This window comes from Methylobacterium ajmalii (genome assembly GCF_036448855.1).
Classification (GTDB): Bacteria; Pseudomonadota; Alphaproteobacteria; order Rhizobiales; family Beijerinckiaceae; genus Methylobacterium; species Methylobacterium ajmalii.
In genome coordinates this window covers 177,941-195,511 of the sequence record NZ_JAZFXT010000063.1, presented here as the reverse complement: position 1 = coordinate 195,511, position 17,571 = coordinate 177,941, and the positions used below count along the sequence as shown (strand labels likewise).

The 17,571-nt window shown below is 72.3% G+C and carries 15 protein-coding genes; 2 read left to right on the top strand and 13 right to left on the bottom strand.

Going from position 1 to position 17,571, the window contains the following annotated elements:
• Positions 1 to 137 precede the first annotated feature (137 nt).
• Entirely contained in the window at positions 138 to 776 is a 639-nt protein-coding gene (locus tag V3T34_RS26170; RefSeq protein WP_305079147.1) for a DUF1007 family protein, read from the top strand.
• On the opposite strand, the gene V3T34_RS26165 is transcribed toward V3T34_RS26170, so the two are convergent.
• From V3T34_RS26165 to V3T34_RS26115, 11 genes are all read right to left on the bottom strand, one after another.
• Complete coding sequence (locus V3T34_RS26165; RefSeq protein ID WP_407942777.1) at positions 743 to 2,092, bottom strand: ATP-binding protein; 1,350 nt, start codon at positions 2,090 to 2,092, stop codon at positions 743 to 745. The genes V3T34_RS26170 and V3T34_RS26165 overlap by 34 nt on opposite strands.
• Before the next feature lie 46 nt (positions 2,093 to 2,138).
• Positions 2,139 to 3,266, bottom strand: coding sequence for a lysylphosphatidylglycerol synthase domain-containing protein (locus V3T34_RS26160; RefSeq protein ID WP_060849699.1), 1,128 nt, complete (start codon positions 3,264 to 3,266; stop codon positions 2,139 to 2,141).
• 184 nt (positions 3,267 to 3,450) lie between these two features.
• Positions 3,451 to 4,080, bottom strand: a complete 630-nt coding sequence (locus tag V3T34_RS26155; protein WP_305079149.1) for a uracil-DNA glycosylase — start codon at positions 4,078 to 4,080, stop codon at positions 3,451 to 3,453.
• Positions 4,077 to 4,826, bottom strand: coding sequence for a PIG-L deacetylase family protein (locus tag V3T34_RS26150; protein ID WP_305079150.1), 750 nt, complete (start codon positions 4,824 to 4,826; stop codon positions 4,077 to 4,079). Before V3T34_RS26150 ends, V3T34_RS26155 begins: the two co-directional genes overlap by 4 nt.
• Before the next feature lie 276 nt (positions 4,827 to 5,102).
• Positions 5,103 to 6,338, bottom strand: a complete 1,236-nt coding sequence (locus V3T34_RS26145; RefSeq protein ID WP_305079151.1) for a glycosyltransferase family 4 protein — start codon at positions 6,336 to 6,338, stop codon at positions 5,103 to 5,105.
• Complete coding sequence (locus V3T34_RS26140; protein ID WP_305079152.1) at positions 6,335 to 7,159, bottom strand: sugar phosphate isomerase/epimerase family protein; 825 nt, start codon at positions 7,157 to 7,159, stop codon at positions 6,335 to 6,337. The genes V3T34_RS26145 and V3T34_RS26140 overlap by 4 nt, the downstream gene beginning before the upstream one ends.
• A complete protein-coding gene (locus tag V3T34_RS26135; protein WP_305079153.1) occupies positions 7,156 to 8,712 on the bottom strand; it encodes a YcaO-like family protein in 1,557 nt (518 codons plus the stop codon). The genes V3T34_RS26140 and V3T34_RS26135 overlap by 4 nt, the downstream gene beginning before the upstream one ends.
• 25 nt (positions 8,713 to 8,737) lie before the next feature.
• On the bottom strand, positions 8,738 to 9,781 hold the full coding sequence (locus V3T34_RS26130) for a Gfo/Idh/MocA family protein (RefSeq protein WP_305079154.1): 1,044 nt from the start codon (positions 9,779 to 9,781) through the stop codon (positions 8,738 to 8,740).
• Complete coding sequence (locus V3T34_RS26125) at positions 9,781 to 10,953, bottom strand: class I SAM-dependent methyltransferase (protein ID WP_305079155.1); 1,173 nt, start codon at positions 10,951 to 10,953, stop codon at positions 9,781 to 9,783. Before V3T34_RS26125 ends, V3T34_RS26130 begins: the two co-directional genes overlap by 1 nt.
• Before the next feature lie 103 nt (positions 10,954 to 11,056).
• On the bottom strand, positions 11,057 to 11,983 hold the full coding sequence (locus tag V3T34_RS26120) for an HD domain-containing protein (protein ID WP_305079156.1): 927 nt from the start codon (positions 11,981 to 11,983) through the stop codon (positions 11,057 to 11,059).
• Between the two features lie 2 nt (positions 11,984 to 11,985).
• Positions 11,986 to 13,176, bottom strand: coding sequence for an inositol-3-phosphate synthase (locus tag V3T34_RS26115; protein ID WP_060849690.1), 1,191 nt, complete (start codon positions 13,174 to 13,176; stop codon positions 11,986 to 11,988).
• 338 nt (positions 13,177 to 13,514) lie between these two features.
• Between V3T34_RS26115 and V3T34_RS26110 the strand changes: the two genes are divergently transcribed.
• Positions 13,515 to 14,891: a transglycosylase SLT domain-containing protein gene (locus tag V3T34_RS26110; RefSeq protein WP_305079158.1), complete on the top strand. Its 1,377-nt coding sequence runs from the start codon at positions 13,515 to 13,517 to the stop codon at positions 14,889 to 14,891.
• A gap of 121 nt (positions 14,892 to 15,012) precedes the next feature.
• Here V3T34_RS26110 and V3T34_RS26105 read toward each other — a convergent pair whose 3' ends face one another.
• Both V3T34_RS26105 and V3T34_RS26100 read right to left on the bottom strand, forming a co-directional pair.
• Positions 15,013 to 15,966 (bottom strand): cation diffusion facilitator family transporter, encoded by a 954-nt coding sequence (locus V3T34_RS26105; RefSeq protein WP_305079159.1) that lies wholly within the window; start codon positions 15,964 to 15,966, stop codon positions 15,013 to 15,015.
• A gap of 4 nt (positions 15,967 to 15,970) precedes the next feature.
• Positions 15,971 to 17,569 carry a DHA2 family efflux MFS transporter permease subunit gene (locus V3T34_RS26100; protein WP_060849687.1) on the bottom strand — a complete coding sequence of 533 codons (1,599 nt, stop codon included), beginning with the start codon at positions 17,567 to 17,569 and terminating at the stop codon, positions 15,971 to 15,973.
• Between the last annotated feature and the right edge of the window lie 2 nt (positions 17,570 to 17,571).

Sequence of the window (17,571 nt, the reverse complement as noted above, 5' to 3'; positions counted from 1 at the left end):
ACGGCCCGTGCCGTCATCGGCCGTTGCGTCCCGAACATGGTTTCGCCGCGCTCGGGCGCCAGAGCGCATGACCGCCCCGGGACACCGACCGGACACGATCGAGCGGTCATGACGCCGGGGCGAAGCGGGAGCGGGCGATGATCGGGCGGGTGCTGGCGGCGGGGGCGATGCTGTGCGGCGGGGCGGGGGCGGCCCTGGCGCATCCCCACGTCTGGGTGCAGGCGCGGGCCGAGCTGGTGCTCGACGGCAAGCGCAACCTCGTGGCGATCCGCGAATCCTGGACCTTCGACCCGGAATATTCGGCTTTCGCGGTGCTGAACCTCGATTCGAAGCGCGACGGCGTGCCGGATCCGGCCAAGCTCGACGCGATGGCGGTCGAGCGCCTGGAGGCGATGGCCGAGACGGCGTATTTCACGCAAGCCAAGCTCAACGGACGCCCCGTGACCTTCAAGGGCGGGCCCTCGCCGAAGGCACGCTACGCGCAGGGGCGCCTGACGATCGACTTCACCCTGGTGCCGCAGGGGTCGACCGGCCCGGTGCGCAACCTGGTGGTGAGCTTCGACGACCCCGATTTCTACGTCGCCTTCGGGCTGCCGCCGGACGACCCGGTCAAGCTGTCGGGCAGCCCGGATTGCGTGCTGAAGCTCAACCGCCCGGCGCGCCAGGCCAAGGAGGGCGAGCAGCTGATCCCCGACGAGGAGGCGACCGGCACGCCGGGCGCCGCCGCGGCGGCGGCCGCCGACTATACCGGGCGCCTGCTCGTCGCCTGCCCCTGATCGGCGGGCACCGGATCCTGGGGCGGAGCGCCCTTCGGCGGGGCGCCGTGCGCCGGGATCAGGGCGCGGAAGGTCGCCCCCTGCCCCGGAGTGCTCTCGATCACCAGCCGGCCGCGATGTCGGGCGAGGATGTGCTTGACGATGGCGAGGCCGAGGCCTGTGCCGCCCTGCTGGCGGCTCGAGGCGGCGTCGACCCGGTAGAACCGCTCGGTCAGGCGCGGCAGGTGCTCGGGGGCGATGCCCGGGCCCTCGTCGCGCACCGCGACCTCGACCTCCGGCGGCCGGCTGTCCTCCGCGTCGCGCAGCCCCAAGCGAATCTCGACCCGGCCGCCGTCGCCGCCGTACTTCACGGCGTTCTCGACGAGGTTCTCGATCACCCGCAGGATCTCGTCGCGGTCGCCCAGCACCCGCAGCGGTCCCGCTACGGCGTCGAGCGTGAGGACGACGCCGCGCTCGCGGGCGATCAGCCCGAGCGCGTCGGCGATCTGGCGGGCGAGCGGGACGACATCGACGGCTTGCGTCGGCGGGACGTGGGCGCGCAGCTCGATGCGGGAGAGCGACAGCAGGTCGTCGATCAGCCGGGTCATCCGCAGGGCCTGGACCCGCATGATGCCGAGGAAGCGCTCGCGCGCCTTGGCGTCGTCCCGGGCCGGGCCCTGCAGGGTCTCGATGAAGCCGAGCAGCGAGGCCAGCGGCGTGCGCAGCTCGTGGCTGGCATTGGCGACGAAATCGACCCGCATCGTCTCGAGGCGCTGGGCCGAGGTGAGGTCGCGTAGGAACAGCACCACGTTCGGCCCGGCCCGCCCGGCCTCGCCGCCCTGCATCGCGCCGATCTGCACCTCGAAGGTGCGCTCGGTCGGGACCCGCGGGGAATAGAAGGTCTTCAGGGGCTCGCCGGTGCGTAGAACCGTCTCGATGCCGTCGAGCACATCGGGATCGCGCAGCGCGAAGGAGAGCGGGTGGCGCGGCCGCAGGGAGGGCAGGAGCGCGCGGGCGGCCGCGTTCGACTCGATCACCAGGGCGCGGCGGTCGATCAGGATGACGGGGTCGGGGATGTTGGCGAGCAGCGCCTCGGCGAGGCCGTGTCGGCCCCGGCCCGGCCCGGCGTCGAAGCGCGGCACCGGCTCGCCGCGGCGGGGGGCGGCCGCGAGGCCGCCGACCAGGAGGGCGAGGAGGGCCGCGACCCCGGTGCCGAGGTCGAGCCCGTGGTGCCATATCTCGATGGCGGTGAAGACCAGGACGGCGAGGAGGGCGCCCCGCCAGGCCGCCCGGCGCGCGGCCGAGAGCGAGCCGGAGGCGACGGGAAGGAACGGCACCACCGGCTCGTCCGGCAGCGCGTCGTCCCGCAGCGGGTCGCCGGCGTCAGGGCGTGGGGTCGCTCTCGGCGGCATCATCGTCGGGCGCCTCCCGCGGGGTGAGGCGCGCCCGCTTGGCGATCTCATAGGCGCCGAGCGCGGCCAGCGCCACCACGAACGGGATCAGGTAGTAGCAGACCCGGAACAGCAGCAGCGCGCCGAGCACCGATTCCCGCGGCAGGCCGGAGAGCGCCAGCAGCACGGTCGCCTCGAACACCCCGAGCCCGCCCGGCGCGTGGCTGGCGATGCCGAGCATCGCGGCGAGCACGTAGATCGCCACGAAGGTCTCGAAGCTCAGGCCGTGGCCGGCCGGCAGCAGCACGTAGAGCACGCCGGCCGCCGCGCAGACGTCGCCGGCGCCGACGAGCATCTGGCTCAGGGACAGCTTCAGGCCCGGCAGCTCCAGGCGCCAGCCCCGCACCTTCACGCTGCGGCGCTTGACCGTGACCCAGGCCAGGTAGGCCAGCACCGCGGCGAGCACGGCGGCCCCGAGCCCCTGGTTGAACAGGGCGCTGGTGTAGGTGAGGTGCGAGAGCGGCCCGGCCTCGCGGATCAGGCTGATGCCGAGCACCGCCCCCATGCCGAGCCAGAAGGTGAAGCCGGCGACGATGGTGAGCGCTGCGATCCGCCCGGGGCTCAGGCCCTGGGCGGAATAGATCCAGTAGCGCACCGTGCCGGCGGTGAAGAGCGGGAAGCCGAGGTTGAAGCTCACCGCGTAGCTGGTGAACGAGGCGAGCGCCGTGGTGCGGTAGGGCACCTTCAGCTTGAGCTGGCGCAGCGCCAGGGCGTCGTAGCAGGTGAGGAAGAGGTAGCTCACCACGACGAGCACGATGGCGAGCCCGATCTGGTCGGGCGTCGCCGCCAGGAAGGCGGTGCGCAACTCGGCCCAGGTGACGGTGGAGACGAGCTTGCCCAGCACCCCGAGGGAGATGACGAACAGCACGACGCTCGCCAGCGTGCCGAGCCAGGCGTAGCGCCGCCGGTGGCGGGCGCGCCGCTCCTCCGCCGGGGCCGCGGGATTGCTCCCCGGATCCTGCCCGGCGGGGTCCTCGTCGCGCGGCGGCCCGCTCCCTGCGCCCGTGTCGCGCAGGGGCTCGGCCCGCGCGAGGGTCTTGTCCTGATTGGCGAAGTTCATCGCGTCGGCGTCCGACCCCGCTCGTCACCGGCGCGGGCCCGCGGCCGATCGCGGCCAGGCTCGCGCACACAGGTGCCCGGCGGCACTCCGACAGAGCCCCGCTCGCTGATGTCCGCCATGTAGGCCGTCTGCCGACGAATGACCAGACGGACCATGCGGCAACGCGGACGGAGAGGTGGGCGGCTCAACCGGGGATTCCGAGGTGACGGGCGGCCTCGGCCAGCCCGGCGGCGATCCGAGCCGGCACCGCCGGGCTGGTGCAGACGTAGGTCGGGCTCGGATGCGGGACCGCCACCACCGGCAGGCCGGGGCGCGACGCGGCGAGGTCCGGCGCCAGCCCTTGCGCGACGCGACCGGACAGGACGACGACCGCGAGGTCCGGCATCAGGTCGACGAGCGGCGGCAGGTAGGCCCGGGCCGCCCGGATCTCGGCCGTCCGCGGCGCCCGGTTGCGGGCGCCGGGGGCGTGGATCACCCACGGCACGGCGTTCCAGATCAGGGTGTCGGCGCGCGGGATGCCGGCCGCGTCCAGGAACCGGAAGAGGTTGGCGGCGGTCCCGGTCGGGTTGTCGCGGGACACGAAGGCGGTGCGGCCGGTGGCCGGTCCCGGGGTCTCGAGGAGCAGCAGCAGGCGGGCCGCCACGCCGCCGTCGAGGGGGTCGGCCTCCGGCACCGGCCGGTCCTGCTCGGCCCGGATGCGCCCGGCGAGGGCGCGCAGGGGCGCGAGGGGCGCGCTGGCCTCCGCGAGGGCGTGGCGCGCCGCGACGGCACCGGGATCGACCAACGTTTTCGGTGCGGCCGGCCCGTCGCTCACGCGAGGGCGAGCCCGTCCGGCAGGGTGCCGGCGAGGCGGAAATGCTCGCGGCCGCCCTCGGCGCTCAGGCGCTCGGCGAGGCCGGCGGGGCCGCCGAACTGGAAGCCGATCTGGCTCGCATAGGCCGCGCAGGCGGCGTGCTTGGCCGCCTCGTCCTCGGCGGACAGGTGGATCGTGACGGGCGCGAGCGCCGCGAAGGTCTCGCGGAACGGCTCCTTCGGGTCGGGGTGGCGCACGGTGTAGGGAAAGTCGCGCCACCACAGCACCGGGCAGGCAGGCGCGCGCGCGCTCAGCGCCCGCACCAGCTGGACGTGGTCGACATGGCCGCCGACGCCCTGCGGCGCGAGCAGCAGGTCGGGGGCGGCCTCCGCCATCAGGCGGGCGAGGACGGGGGCGAGGTCGTCGGCGAGCGGGTCGTCGGGCCGGGTCCCGGCGAAGAGTTCCGGCGCCGAGGCGTAGCCGCGATGCGGCGCCTCGGACAGCGCGACGTGGACCGGCGGGGACAGGCCCAGGGCGGCGGCCGCCGCCCGGTCCTCGTCGCGGCGCAGGGCCATGTAGTCGACCTCCGGCCCGAGCCCCTTGTCGAGCTGGCAGGCGAGGGCGAAGCCCGTCGGCCCGGGCACGCTGGCGGTGAGCAGCGTCACCATCACCACCGTCCAGCCCCCGTTCGCGAGCTGCGCCAGGGTGCCGCCGCAGGAGAACGCGGCGTCGTCGAGATGGGGCGAGAGGGCGAGGGCTGTGGGCATGGAACTCGACCGACAAACATAGCGCGGGCCTTCTCCTCTCCCCGCGGGCGGGGAGAGGGCCGAGCCCTCGTTCAGAGGGCTCGGCAAGCCCGAAGGGCGGGGGTGAGGGGGCGTTTCCGGATGGGACTCCTCCGGCACCTCCCCCTCACCCTCGCTCCGGCTTTGCCTCCGCTCGCTGTGCTCCCTGGACGGGAGCACAGCCCTCTCCCCGCCCGCGGGGAGAGGAGAGACGCGTGCAAACCTGGAGTGAGCCTTCCGGCCGCGCTGGAAGGCGCCTCACAACAGGTGCGGCTCGGCCCGGAAGCGGCAGCCCGGGTCGTGCGGCAACTCGGGGTCGAAGGCCGGGTCCGGCCGCTCGTCCTTCACCGCGGCGTAGACGTCCATGATCTGGCGCCCCACCGCCTGCCAGGAATAGACCCGGCGGCACTCCTCCAGGGCGGACGCCGCGAGGCGGGCGCGCAACGGGCGGTCGGTGATGATCCGGTGAAGCGCCTCGGCCAAGGCCGGCACGTCGCCGGGCTGGACCATGAGCCCGTTCTCCTCGTCGCGCAGGCAATCCGAGACGCCGACAGAGTGGGTGGAGACCACCGCCTGCCCCGCTGCCATCGCCTCCAGGATGGTGTTGGAGAACCCCTCCGCGTAGGTCGGCGAGACGAAGACGTCGCCCATCGCGTAGAGGCCCGGCACCGCGTCGTACTCGGCGTAGCCGGTGAAGCGCACCTCTCTCTCCGAGAAGCCGAGATCGGCGGCCAGCGCCTGGGCCGGCTCCACGTCGGGACCGATGCCCGAGATGATGGCGGCGAACGGCGTGCCGCGCCGGCGCAGCAGGCTGAGCGCGTCGATGAAGTCGAGCACGCCTTTCCGACGGTCGACCCGGCCGTGGTAGAACAGCCGCACCGGGTCTGCGGCGTCGCCGGGCTGCCAGCCTTGCGGCGGGCGGAAGCGCGCGGTGTCGACGGCGCCGGGCACGATGGTGAAGCGGTCGGGATCGCTGCCGAGCCGGTCGCAGACCTCGGCCACGAAGGAGCGGCCGCCGATCAGCAGCGCGTTGGCGTGGGCCAGCACCCGCACCATGGCGAGGCGATGGGTCTCGCAGCACGAGCCGACCCAGTGGCCGTCGCCGCCCTGGATCGAGACCACGTTCGGCACACCCAGTTTGCGCGAGGCGATCAGCGTGGCGAAGCCCGTCGGGTAGCCGTACTGCGCGTGCAGCACGTCGAACGGCTTCTTCGCGTGCTCGGCCGCGATCGTGTCGACCATCGTGGCGATGTCGCGCTCGAAGTCGCCGCTCTCCTGCTCGCCCCGCTGTTCGAGGCCGATCACCCGCACGCCCGGCACCGGCGGCGGTGGGCCGCCGCCATAGACCTTGGTGCCGAAGGCATCGCCCCGGTACTGGCTCACCATCGTGACGTCGTGGCCGGCGCCGACCAGTTCGCGCAGGAGGTTCTGCGCGTAGACGCTCATGCCGGAGATCGCCGGGAAATAGCGCCGGCTGACGAAACAGATCCTCATCGACGGCACTCCCGGAGATAGCGCAGCGAATCCGGGATCATCCGGTCGGCCCGGTGGCTCTCGCGCGAGAGCTCGACGCAGACGAGCCTGTCAAAGCGGATGGCTTCGAGGGCGTCGAGCACGCCCGGCACATCCATGTCGCCCTCGCCGAAGGGCAGGTGGATGTGGGTGCCGCGCGCCATGTCCTCGATCGCCACGGTGCCGAGGCGATCGGCGAATTCATGCAACGCCGCCGCCGGCTCGCGCTCCTGCGTCACCAGGCAGTGGCCGGTATCCAGCGCCAGGCGCAGGCCCGGGACATCGAGGGCGGCGTAATCGTCCAGGGTCTCGACCAGCATGCCGGGCTCGGGCTCCAACGCCGCCACGACCCGGCGCTCGGCCGCGTAGGCGACGACCTGGTCGAGGCCGTCCCGCAGCCAGCCCCGCGCCTCTGCCGGATCGATTCCGGGCTTCGGCACGCCGGCCCAGAACGACACCGCCTCGGAGCCGAGGATCGCCGCGATGTCGATGGCGCGGTGCAGGAAGGCGACCCGGCGGGCGCGACCCGCCGCATCGGCGGTCACCAGGGTCGGCTCGTGCTTGGCGCGCGGATCGAGGAGGAAACGGGCGCCGGTCTCGATCACCGAGCCGAGGTTCAGGCCGTAGAGCCGGCCGCGGACGCGCTCGGCTTCCCGCGCCCAGTTCTCGGCGAAGGGATCCAGGTGGTGGATGTCGAGGGTGAGCGCGACGCCGTCGTAGCCGGCATCGGCGATGAGATCGAGGGCGTCGTCGAGGCGGTGGTTGGCCGCCCCGTTGGTGTTGTAGGCGAAGCGCAGGCTCATGCCGCCCTCCCCCGCCGCTCCAGGCGGAACGGCGCGTGGTGCGATTCCGGCTCGCGGTAGAGCGGATAGAGCGGGCCGACGATCCGTTCGGCCAAGGCGACGTCGAAGAGCGGCTGGCCGCCGAAGCGCTCCAGCGCCTCGGGCGTCAGGCGCACCGGCCGCAGGGTCTCGCTCTCCTCGCCGAAGCGGATCAGCGGGTGGTCGCGCTCGATGAGCTTACGGGTGTTGCGCTCGCCGATGCGGTAGTAGCTCATGGTCTCGACCTCGAGCCCCGGCACGATCGCCTTGACGATGCCCACACCACCGCCCGGCGGCGAGGCGTCGACGTAGAGCACGTCGAAGCCCTCGGCCTCCAGGCGCTCGCGGGCGATGCGGGCGCGGTCCTGGCCGGTGGGGGCGGCTTGCGTCGGCAGGTCGGTGAAACGCTTGGTGGCGCGCTCGGAATAGACGGTGCCGGCGAGGTAGTCCCGCAGGGTCTCGGCCGGCTTGTCGATCCAGTCGAGCATCGCGGCGAGCGCCCTGCCCTCCTCGAGGTCGAGGCTCGGCAGCGCCTTCTCGATGAAGGCGTCGACGTAGCCCGGCGGCGTGATCGAGCGGGCGAGCGCCAGCGGACCGTGCCCGAAGGTCTTGCGCACCCGTGCCGCCTGGAATTCCAGGATCGCCTTGCGGAGCGCCCGCTCGCGGTCGGGATCGCAGGCCTCGCCGCAGGCCGAGAGCGCGATCGGCGCGGGCGTGCGCGAGGCGTCGAGGTCGTAGCCGACGCAGTAGACGTTGGTGAAGCCGAACTGGTCGGTGGCGAATTTCGGCATCGCGCGGATGCCGAGGGCCTCCAGCCGGTCGAGCATCGCTCGCGTTTCCGGTCCCAGGCCCTCCGAGGTGTCGAGCATCACGCCCTGGTCGAGGGCGCGGAACAGGAGGCCGTTGCCGTCGCGCTGGAGCAGTTCGAGGAGGCCGTGCCCGAGGGCGAACGCGACGTCGGGCCCGGCGCCGAGCCCGTTGGTGATGAGGTTGGTGAAGGGCTGGTAGCCCTCCGACAGCTCGAAATAGTCGGTCGCCGCGAGGTCGAGCGGCATCAGCACCGTCTCGCCGGTCCGCGCCCGTACCGTGCCGGTCCATTCGAGGACGGTGTCGCGGTTAACGGGGCTCCCCGCCGGCAAACCGAGGGTGAGCGGATCGGCGACGGCGTTCGCGCCGAACACCCGCACGAGGTCGTGGTAGCTGGCGCGCTCCTTCTTGCGCGGGATCAGCGCTAGGCTCGGCATCAGGTTCTCGGCGATCTCGGCCACCGAGCCGATGATCGCCTCGTCGTCGGTGGCGCCGTAGCCGATGCCGCTCGGCATCGCGCCGACGAAGTAGGGGTCGTCGAGGAAGAGCGAGACGAACCAGCACGGCACCCCGGTGCGGTCGAGGGGGGCGAGCGGAAAGCCGACGATCTTTCCCGGCGGCAGCACGTCGAGATAGGCCTTGACGGCGTCCGGCAGGCGCTCGGGCAGGCCCTCGATGACGCGCGGCTGGCGGTAGGCGTAGGGGCGGGGTGCGGCGGGTTTGTCCACGAGCGATCAGACTCCTCGGGGGCCGTCAGGCGGCCGGCGCGACGGGGGATGGGGCGGGACGGTGCGACGGGGAGGCGGCGTAGGCGCGGGCCAGCAACCGCATGGTGTGGAGGTCGCGGGCGGCCGACCAGGCGTCGCGGCCGGCCGGATCGCGCAAGGAGCGCCCGAAGGCCCGCACCTGCTCCAGGAACGGCGAGGCCTCGGTGTCGAAGGGCAGCGGCGTGCTCTCGCCCGTGGCGCCGTCGATGAAGGTGACGCGGCCGCCGGCCTCCTGGCCCATCGTGTTCTGGGCGACGAGCAACCCTTTCGTGCCGGCGATCTCCAGGCGGCGGCGCGGCAGCGCGTCGGGGCAGTTGTAGGCGACGTGGAGGCTCGCGAGCACGCCGGAGCCGGTGCGGCCGATCAGCAACGCGCCGTCGTCGACGGCGTAGTCCTGGGCGCGGGCCTGGGTCAGGGCCGTGATGTCGAGGATCGGCTCGTCGAGGAGGAAGTCGGTCAGGTCGAGGCCGTGGGGGGCGAGGTCCATGAGCGCGCCGCCGCCGGCCTGGGCCTGGTCGATGCGCCAGTTGGCCTGCCCGGGAATCGCCGTCCAGGCCCGGTCGAGCCAGCAGGCGTAGACGATCCGGATCGCCGTCACGGTGCCGACCCGGCCGGCGCGGATCGCGTCGCGCAGGAGCCGGTGGGCCGGGTGGTGGCGCTGGTCGAAGGCGGTGCCGTAGAACGCCCCGGTGCGGGCGACCGCCGCCGCCATCGCCTCGGCATCGTCGAGCGCGGCCGCCATCGGCTTCTCGCACAGGATCGCCTTGCCGGAGGCGGCCAGCGCCTCGACGGCGCCGCGATGGAGGTGGTTGGGGGTCGCGACGTAGACCGCCTCGACCTCCGGCTCGGCGATGAGCCCGGTGAGGTCGGCGTGGGCCCGCGCGCCGAGCGTCGTCGCGGCGTCCCGCGCCTCGGCGCCCGGATCGCAGACCGCGACGAGGCGGTGGCCGGCCTCCCGGATCGCCGGCGCCATGAAGTCCCGGGCGACCCAGCCGAACCCGACGATGCCCCAGCCGATCGAATCTCCCATCACCAGCGCTCCGGCAGATCGACGAACTCGCGGGTGCGGGCGCGATCGAGGGTGTCGGGGGTCATCTCCAGGGTCTCGGGGCCCGCGGAGTGCGACGGGTAGGTGGCGCGGGCGGCGTATTCGTCGCGGTAGCGCTCGGAGGGCCAGGCGATGGCATAGCCCCCGGCGGGGTCCGGGGCGTAGAGCGGATTGAGGCGCAGGTGCGCGCCCTCTCGCGGCAGGGTCAGGCCGTCGACGAGGGGGCGGGGCGCCGGGCGCATGCCGGGGCCGCAGACCACCGAGAACGCCTCGGCGTGGTCGAGGGCGGCGGGCGCGGCCGGGACCGGGGCGCGGGCCTCGACCAGCGCCCGGGTCAGCTCGTCGTCGTCGTAGACGAGCCCGTCGGGAAACAGCTCCTCGATCTCGGACGCCGAGACCGCGTGGCCGGCCGAGAAGCCGGGCCGGGCGCTGTTGTGGACGTGGCTCAGCGCCAGCCACCCCTCCTCGCCGGCGGTCTTGCGCAGGGCGTCGAGGATGCGGGCCTTCTCGGGCAGGAAGTAGAATGCGTCGTGGCACATCACGAGGTCGACCGGCGCCTGGTCGATCGGCCAGTGCGGCGAGGCGGCGTCGAAGCAGACGAGCTGAGGCCGCTGCCCGGCGACCCAGTGGCGGGCGACCCAGAGCTTGGCGAAGACCACGTCGCCGCCCGAGACCCGCACGCCCCGCCCCTGCAGCTCGCGCAGGTAGTGTCCGATGCCGCAGGCGAGCTCGAAGGCGCAGAGGGGCTTGTTCCAGTGCGCCTCCAGCAGGGCGAGGCCGGCGAGATAGGTCGGGTCGGTCCAGCGGTTGACGAAGTAGTCGCCGACCCGGCCCCAGCCGAGGCGGGCGCAGGCCTCGCGCAAGGAGACGTACTTCATGTCGCGCACGAGGTCGCGCAGGGCGACGGGGTCGGCCTTCGGGCCGGTCCACCACTCGTCCTGGTCTGCGAGCAGGAGTTCGAGGGCGTGGCCCGGCGCGCCCTTGTCGAGATGGCCCAGCACTTCGCCGACGAGGCCGTCGCGGCCGACCCGCAGGTAGGGGATGCCGTCGACCACCGGCCAGCGCGGGCCGCGCTTGCCCTCGCGCAGGGAATGGGGCGTGTCGTGGTGCAGCGCCTCGCCGGTGACCGGCGAGAGGAGCCCGAACGGGATCACGGTTGCGTTTCCTCGCGGCGCCCGCCCCGCGGCGGGTTCTGACGGGAGATAGGGCGCGAACGCCGGATGGGGCGCGGATGCCGGGGGCATCCGCGCTTCCGCCTCACGGCAGACGCATGTCGGCGAGCACCCGGTCGTGGAAGTCCTTGACCGGACCGTCATGCACGAGCGCCATCTCGCCCAGCACCGTGTCCATGGTGAGCGAGGCCGCCCGCAGGTGCTGGGCGATCTGCAGCACCCGGTCGACCACGTCGGCGGCGTGGAAGGCACGGCCCTCCGCCGTGCGATCGTCCGCCAGGATCTTTCGGGAGGAGGCGACGACCCCGCGAAGCGGCGCATCCAGCTCCGAGAGCGCCCGCTCGCTCAAGGTGGCGATCACCGCGTCGAGATGGTCGCCGAGCAGGATCTCGCCGGTGAAGCCCGCATCCGGCATCAGCGCGTTGTGCAGGTGGTGGGCGAGGGCCGCGACGAACACCGTGGTCGGATCGGCGCCGTAGAACGGGCTCAACGCGACGCCGTAGACCGCCACCACGAGGCAGTGCTCGGCGTGGTTCTCCGGCGGCTCGAGCAGGATGCGCGGCTTGCCCGGGCAGGTGACGCCGGCCCGCGGCTGGTCGGCCTGGAGCAGCGCAAATTGCGGCAATGGGCCGGGCGTCCAGTCCCGCGGCGCCGAGAGGCACGCCCGCAGGCGCTCGGCGAGGACCGGATCGAGCGGACCCGCCACCTCGTCGAAGCCCCGCACGAGCACGTCGGAGGCCTGCCCCGGCGAGAGGCCCGCGACGGCGAGGAAAGCCGCGTCGAGGTCGCCGAGACGGGAGGCGGCCAGCGCCTTGGCGGTGATGTCGAGGGCGAGCGCCGCCGGGTCGGCCCCGCCGGTCAGCGCCGCCCAGGCCTGGAGAAACAGCCGCTCGGCGATCGAGCCGTCGCGCCCGGCGGACCGGACGCGCTTGATGTCGTTGAGCTCGACGAGGAGCTCGCGCAGCGGAAGCGGGGCCTGAGCCCCGCCCGCCAGATCGTGGCTGGCAGCCATTCCTAGTGGACGCCGAGCCAGTCGAGCAGCATGCGCTCCTGCACGCCGAAGGCGTGCTCGGGGCCGTGGCCGTTCTTCACCATCGGCGCCTTGAAGAACGTCGACAGCTGCTCCTGCACGCCGCCGTCGCCGCGCTTCTTCGCCAGATCCAGCACGCGGGCGATCTCGATCACCAGGGGCGCGGCCAGGATCGAATCCTTGCAGAGGAAGTTGACCTTGATCTGCATCCGCTGACCGAGGAAGCCGGTGACGTCGATGTTGTCCCAGGCTTCCTTGTCGTCGCCGCGCGGGCGGTAATAGTGGATGTGGACCAGGTGATCCTCGACCGGATAGCCGAGGATCGAGTCCAGCACCGTGCCCTTGGTGTTGAGCTTGGACTGGAGCGAGTCCTTGTCGTTCAGAGCCAGGCCGTCGCGGTTGCCGAGGATGTTGGTCGAGAACCAGCCGTCGACGTGGAGCGCGCGCGCCTTCAGCGCCGGCGCCAGCACCGTCTTCATCATGGTCTGGCCGGTCTTGCCGTCCTTGCCGGCGACCGGGACGTTGAGCTGCTTTGCCAGATCGATCAGCGCCGGCACGTCGGCGGCGACCGACGGGGTGAAGTTGGCGTAGGGGATGCCGTTCTTGATCGCCGCGTAGGCGTAGAGCATCGCCGGGCTGATCGCCTCGTCGCTCGAATCGAGGCCGCGCTCGAAGGCGGCGGCCGAGTTCAGCGTCGGATCGTCGAGGTCGGGCCAGCGCTCGGTCGAGGCGAGGTTGACGACCACCACGTCGTCAACGCCGGATTCCTCGCGGAAGCGCTTGAGGTCGCCGGCGATGCAGTCGACCGCCTCGCGGTGGTCCTTGGCGACGATGCGGTTGCCGCCGTCGATGTTCTTGCAGAACTTGGCGCTGCCGACCGCCGGCCACGGCTTCATGCCGTTGAGCACCTGGGCGCCGTTCTCGATGTCCTGACGGGTCAGGACGCCGTGCCCGGTCGCCGCGGCGCCGAGGTCGTCGCCGTTGAGGTCCCAGCCGCCGAAGACGAGATCCTTGTAGCCGACCATCCCGGCCACGGCGTGGCCCGCAAGGGGCAATCCATCGAGGCGGTTCGAGCCGGACTTGATCATCTCGATACCGGCGATGGCGGTGGTGGCGACAGCCCCCCCCATCCCGACGAAAGCGACGCCGACGCGCCGACCGGGCTGAATGCTCATCGGTAGGGATTGTCCTCTCTCAGACCCGCGGACCCCGGGCGGGGCGATGGGGCACTCGTTCGCCCACTCCGCGTGGCGACTGGAAATGCCCCGGGGAGTATTTGGTTCCGAGGTCGCGCACGATTTTTTCGCGTCCCCGCGGTCGAAATCCGCCGGGGCGGCCGATCGGAGTGTCAGCGCCTGACGACCGCCGCCGGACGGTGCGCCGCGAAATGGGCCGAGGCCCTGCCCCGGGCTCGTCCCATTATGGACACACCGGCCCGCCAGAGGTGCCGGCGAGCGAAGCAACGGCGCGGCCCCGTCAGGACCGGTTCCGCGCCACGGACAAAAGGTTGGAGATGGGGGTTTACCCGGAGCCGGCGCCCTGCGCCGACGACGCCGGCCGAGTCGTGCCCGAGGCGGGCGCGGACACCATCCGCTGGCTCACCGCCCGCGACGGCTGCCATTCGAGACCGCAGGGCCGCCGGCGCCACGCGCGCACCACCGCCCTGGCCACCTCGCTGAGCCGCAAGGCCGTGGCCGCGCTGGCGGTCGGCGTCGCCTTCGCGGCCTGCCTGCCGCAGGACGCCCTCGCCCCGGCGGCGGAAGCCCACGACCGGATCGACTTTTCCGCCGCCCGCCCGCTTCCGGCGTCCCGCGGCGCGATGCCCGACTGGTCGGGCCTGGCCCCGGCCGAGGAGATCCCGAGCACCACGGCGCTGATTCGCGACGACCTCGAGCGCCTGGGCCGGACGATGCGCGAACCCGGAACCCGCGCGACGGAGGCCCGCGAGACGGCGCCGACCCCCGGTACGCCGGACGCGGCGGTCGCCGAGCCCGCGGCGGGCCTGCAGGCCGCCCTGTCCCCGGAGGCCGCCCTGTCCCCGGATGCGCCGTCGCTCCAGGCCGCCCTTCCCGAGGCCTCGCTGCCCCAGGCCCCCCCGGCCGAGGATGCGTCCTTGCCCGAGGAGATCTCCCTTGCGGAGGTGACCGCCCTGCCCGAGGAAACGGCGGACGGGCGGGTGGTCTTCGGCGACAAGAAGGTGCCGCGGGCGCTGGTCGAGACCATCGTGCGGGCGGCGCGCGAGACCGAGGTCGATCCCGTCTACCTGATGGCGCTCGCCGACAAGGAATCGACGTTCCAGCCGGAGGTGCGAGCCGCGACCTCGACGGCCGAGGGCCTGTTCCAGTTCCTCACCGGCACCTGGCTCGAATTGGTGCGGACGTTCGGCGCCAAGCACGGCTACGCGGCCGAGGCCGAGCTGATCGAGAAGCGCGGCGGCACCCTCGTGGTGCTGAAGGACGCCGACCGGCGCCGGGTGCTGGCGCTGCGGCGCGACCCCTACGTGGCGAGCCTGATGGCCGGCGAGATGATGAAGCGCGACCGCAACCGCGTGGAACAGCGCCTCGGCCGCGACCTGAAGCCGACGGAATGCTACTTCGCGCACTTCCTGGGCGCGGCGAGTGCCGGCAAGTTCATGGAGTTGACGGCGGAGAAGCCGCATCAGCCGGCGCAGGCCTCGTTCCGGGCCGCCGCCAAGGCGAATCGCAGCCTTTTCTTTCGCCGCGAGGGCAGGAAGACGCGCAGCCTGACGGTCGCCGAGGTCTATGATCGCCTCGACGGCATGATCGACCAGCGCCTCGACCTGTACCAGCCGGTCGCGGCGATCGCAGAACAGATCGATCTGCGCCGCCCGAACGATGCTCCGCCGGCGGCGCTGAGCCAGCTTCCGTAAATCCAACCGTCCCACGGCCTCTATATGAGCGAAGCGGCCATGGGAGCGACGCAAGGGAAGGATGGCCCGTGCGTCGGGACACTGCGACAACGAGGGAGGCGGGTGCCGGTTCCGCCCTGCTTCAGGATTTTTTAACCGGTGGCGACGACCGGGCCCGCGGGTCCTCGTGCTCCCGCACCGGCAGCTGGAAATACAGGTGCGCGACGCCGGGCAGGCCGTGGCGGATCGCGGCGCGCAGGTCGGCGGTGGCGCGGCGCAAGCCGTCGCCGGTGAGGCCGGGGGCGAGGTCGAGGCTGACCGCGAGCAGCACCGCGCCGGGACCGAGCTGCAGGCTGCGCATCCGCTCGATGCCCACCACCCTTGGATCGGCCGAGAGGATCGCCCGCGCCTGCTCGATCACCCGCGGCGAGGCGCTCTCGCCGGTGAGCAGGCTGCGGGTCTCGCGAAACAGCACGCCGGCCGTGGCGATCAGAAGCAGCCCGATCGCCACCGAGGCGGCCCCGTCGCCGTGCGGCCAGCCGCAGAAGCCGCTCGCGACCACGCCGAGAAGCGCCAGGCCGAGGCCGATCAGCGCCGCCCCGTCCTCCAGGATGATCGCGAAGGTGCTCGGGTCCTTGCTGCGGGTCACCGCCGTCCAGAGCGATTCGCGGGCGAAGCGGGCCCGCATCTCCCGCCGGGCGGTGCGGAACGACAGGCCCTCGAACACGCCCGAGAGCACGATCACCCCGACATTGACCCACGGAGCCGTCATGTCTTCGGGATGGCGCAGCTTCTCCACGCCCTCGTAGACCGCGTAGGCGCCACCCAGCGTGAAGATCAGCAGCGCGACGACGAAGGACCAGAAATACAGCTCGAGCCCGTGGCCGAAATTGTGGCTGTCGTCGGCGGGGCGGGCGGCGCGGCGCATCCCGTAGAGCAGGAGGCCCTGGTTGCCGGTATCGACGAAGGAGTGCACGGCCTCCGTGAACATCGCCCCGGAGCCGGTATAGAACGCCGCCGCGAGCTTGGTGACCGCGATGGCGAGGTTGCCGGCCAGCGCCGCGTAGACGACGAGCTTCGATCCGCTGAGTGCCACGCCGTCAATGCCCCCCGACCGGGGCCTCGCCGCCGCGCTTCACGTTCTTGAGGATCATCGCCAGCGGCACCGCGCAGGCCGACACGATCGCGAGCGCCCAGAACACGTCGATATAGGCGAGGAACGCCGACTGGGTCTGGACCTGCCGGCCGATCCAGGCGATCGCCTGGTTCTGGGCGTCCACCGTGCTGGCGCCGCGGGTCGCGAAGAACTGCGTCGCCGTCCGCAGGCTCTCCTGGTAGGCGGGCTCGGAGGGCACGACGTGCTCGACGAGGCGGCTGGTGTGGAATTGCTGGCGGTAGGCCAGGATGTTCTGGGCGAGCGACACGCCCATCGAGCCGCCGACGTTGCGGGCGACGTTGATCAGGGCCGAGGCCTGGTCGGTCTGGTCCTTGGTGATCCCCTCGTACGAGGCCGCGGTGATCGACAGGAAGATCATCGGCAGGCCGAGGCCGATATAGACCCGCGACCAGACGAAGAAGCCGAAGTTGAGGTCGCCGTAGAGGTTCGTCAGCTCGTACATCGCGAAGGCGATGATGGTGGCGCCGGTGGCGATCAGGTACTTGGGCTGGACGTAGCCCGAGACGCGGCCGATCACGAACATCATCACGCAGGTGACGAGGCCGCCGGGCGACAGCGCCAGGCCGGCCCAGGTCGCCGTGTAGCCGAAGTAATCCTGCAGGAGCTGGGGCAGGAACTGCGTCGTGGCGATCAGGATGGCGCCGGTGGCGAGCATCACGAGGAAGCACGAGCCGAACTGTCGCTTGGCCAGGAGGCGCAGGTCGACGACCGGATTCTTGTGGTTCAGCTCCCACGGGATCATCGCCACGAAGGACAGGACCGTCAGGCAGGCGAAGACCACGATCAGGTTCGAGCCGAACCAGTCCTTGCGCTGGCCCTCGTCGAGGACGACCTCGAGCGAGCCCAGGAAGGTCGCCACCAGGATGAAGCCGACGATGTCGAAGCGCACGCCCTCGCGGCGCAGGCGCTTCCTCTCCTCGACCGCCGATTTCGGGTCCTGCACCAGCCACCAGATCAGGAACAGGGCGACGGCGCCGACCGGGGCGTTGATGAGGAAGCACCAGTGCCAGGAATACTGGTCGGAGAGCCAGCCGCCGAGCGTCGGCCCGATCACCGGGGCGACCACGATGGCGATGCCGTAAAGGGCGAAGGCCTGGCCGCGCTTCTCGGGCGGGAAGGAATCGGCGAGGATCGACTGGGCGAGCGGCGCCATGCCGCCGCCGCCGAGCCCCTGCAGCACCCGGAAGAACAGGAGCGATTCGAGGCTCCAGGCGAAGCCGCACAGGATCGACGACACCGTGAACAGCGTGATCGCCGCCATGAAGAAGGCTTTTCGCCCGTAGCGCTTGGCAAGGAAGCTCGAGGCGGTGAGCACGATCGCGTTGGCGACGAGGTAGCTCGTCACCACCCAGGCCGCCTCGTCGGGGCCGACCGCGAGCCCGCCCGAGATGTAGCGGAGCGCGACGTTGGCGATGGTGGTGTCGAGCACCTCCATGAATGTGGCGATCGCCACCACGACGGCGATGATCCACGGGTTGTGGTCGCCCGCGGCGCTGTCGGCGGGGTTCGCGGTCGCGCCCATCG

Bases quoted from the DNA above. Each gene is read 5' to 3' on its own strand.
- V3T34_RS26170 (WP_305079147.1), top strand. From the start codon at position 138: ATGATCGGGCGGGTGCTGGCGGCGGGGGCGATGCTGTGCGGCGGGGCG.
- V3T34_RS26160 (WP_060849699.1), bottom strand. From the start codon at position 3,266: ATGAACTTCGCCAATCAGGACAAGACCCTCGCGCGGGCCGAGCCCCTG.
- V3T34_RS26150 (WP_305079150.1), bottom strand. From the start codon at position 4,826: ATGCCCACAGCCCTCGCCCTCTCGCCCCATCTCGACGACGCCGCGTTC.
- V3T34_RS26145 (WP_305079151.1), bottom strand. From the start codon at position 6,338: ATGAGGATCTGTTTCGTCAGCCGGCGCTATTTCCCGGCGATCTCCGGC.
- V3T34_RS26140 (WP_305079152.1), bottom strand. From the start codon at position 7,159: ATGAGCCTGCGCTTCGCCTACAACACCAACGGGGCGGCCAACCACCGC.
- V3T34_RS26130 (WP_305079154.1), bottom strand. From the start codon at position 9,781: ATGGGAGATTCGATCGGCTGGGGCATCGTCGGGTTCGGCTGGGTCGCC.
- V3T34_RS26120 (WP_305079156.1), bottom strand. From the start codon at position 11,983: ATGGCTGCCAGCCACGATCTGGCGGGCGGGGCTCAGGCCCCGCTTCCG.
- V3T34_RS26115 (WP_060849690.1), bottom strand. From the start codon at position 13,176: ATGAGCATTCAGCCCGGTCGGCGCGTCGGCGTCGCTTTCGTCGGGATG.
- V3T34_RS26110 (WP_305079158.1), top strand. From the start codon at position 13,515: ATGGGGGTTTACCCGGAGCCGGCGCCCTGCGCCGACGACGCCGGCCGA.
- V3T34_RS26100 (WP_060849687.1), bottom strand. From the start codon at position 17,569: ATGGGCGCGACCGCGAACCCCGCCGACAGCGCCGCGGGCGACCACAAC.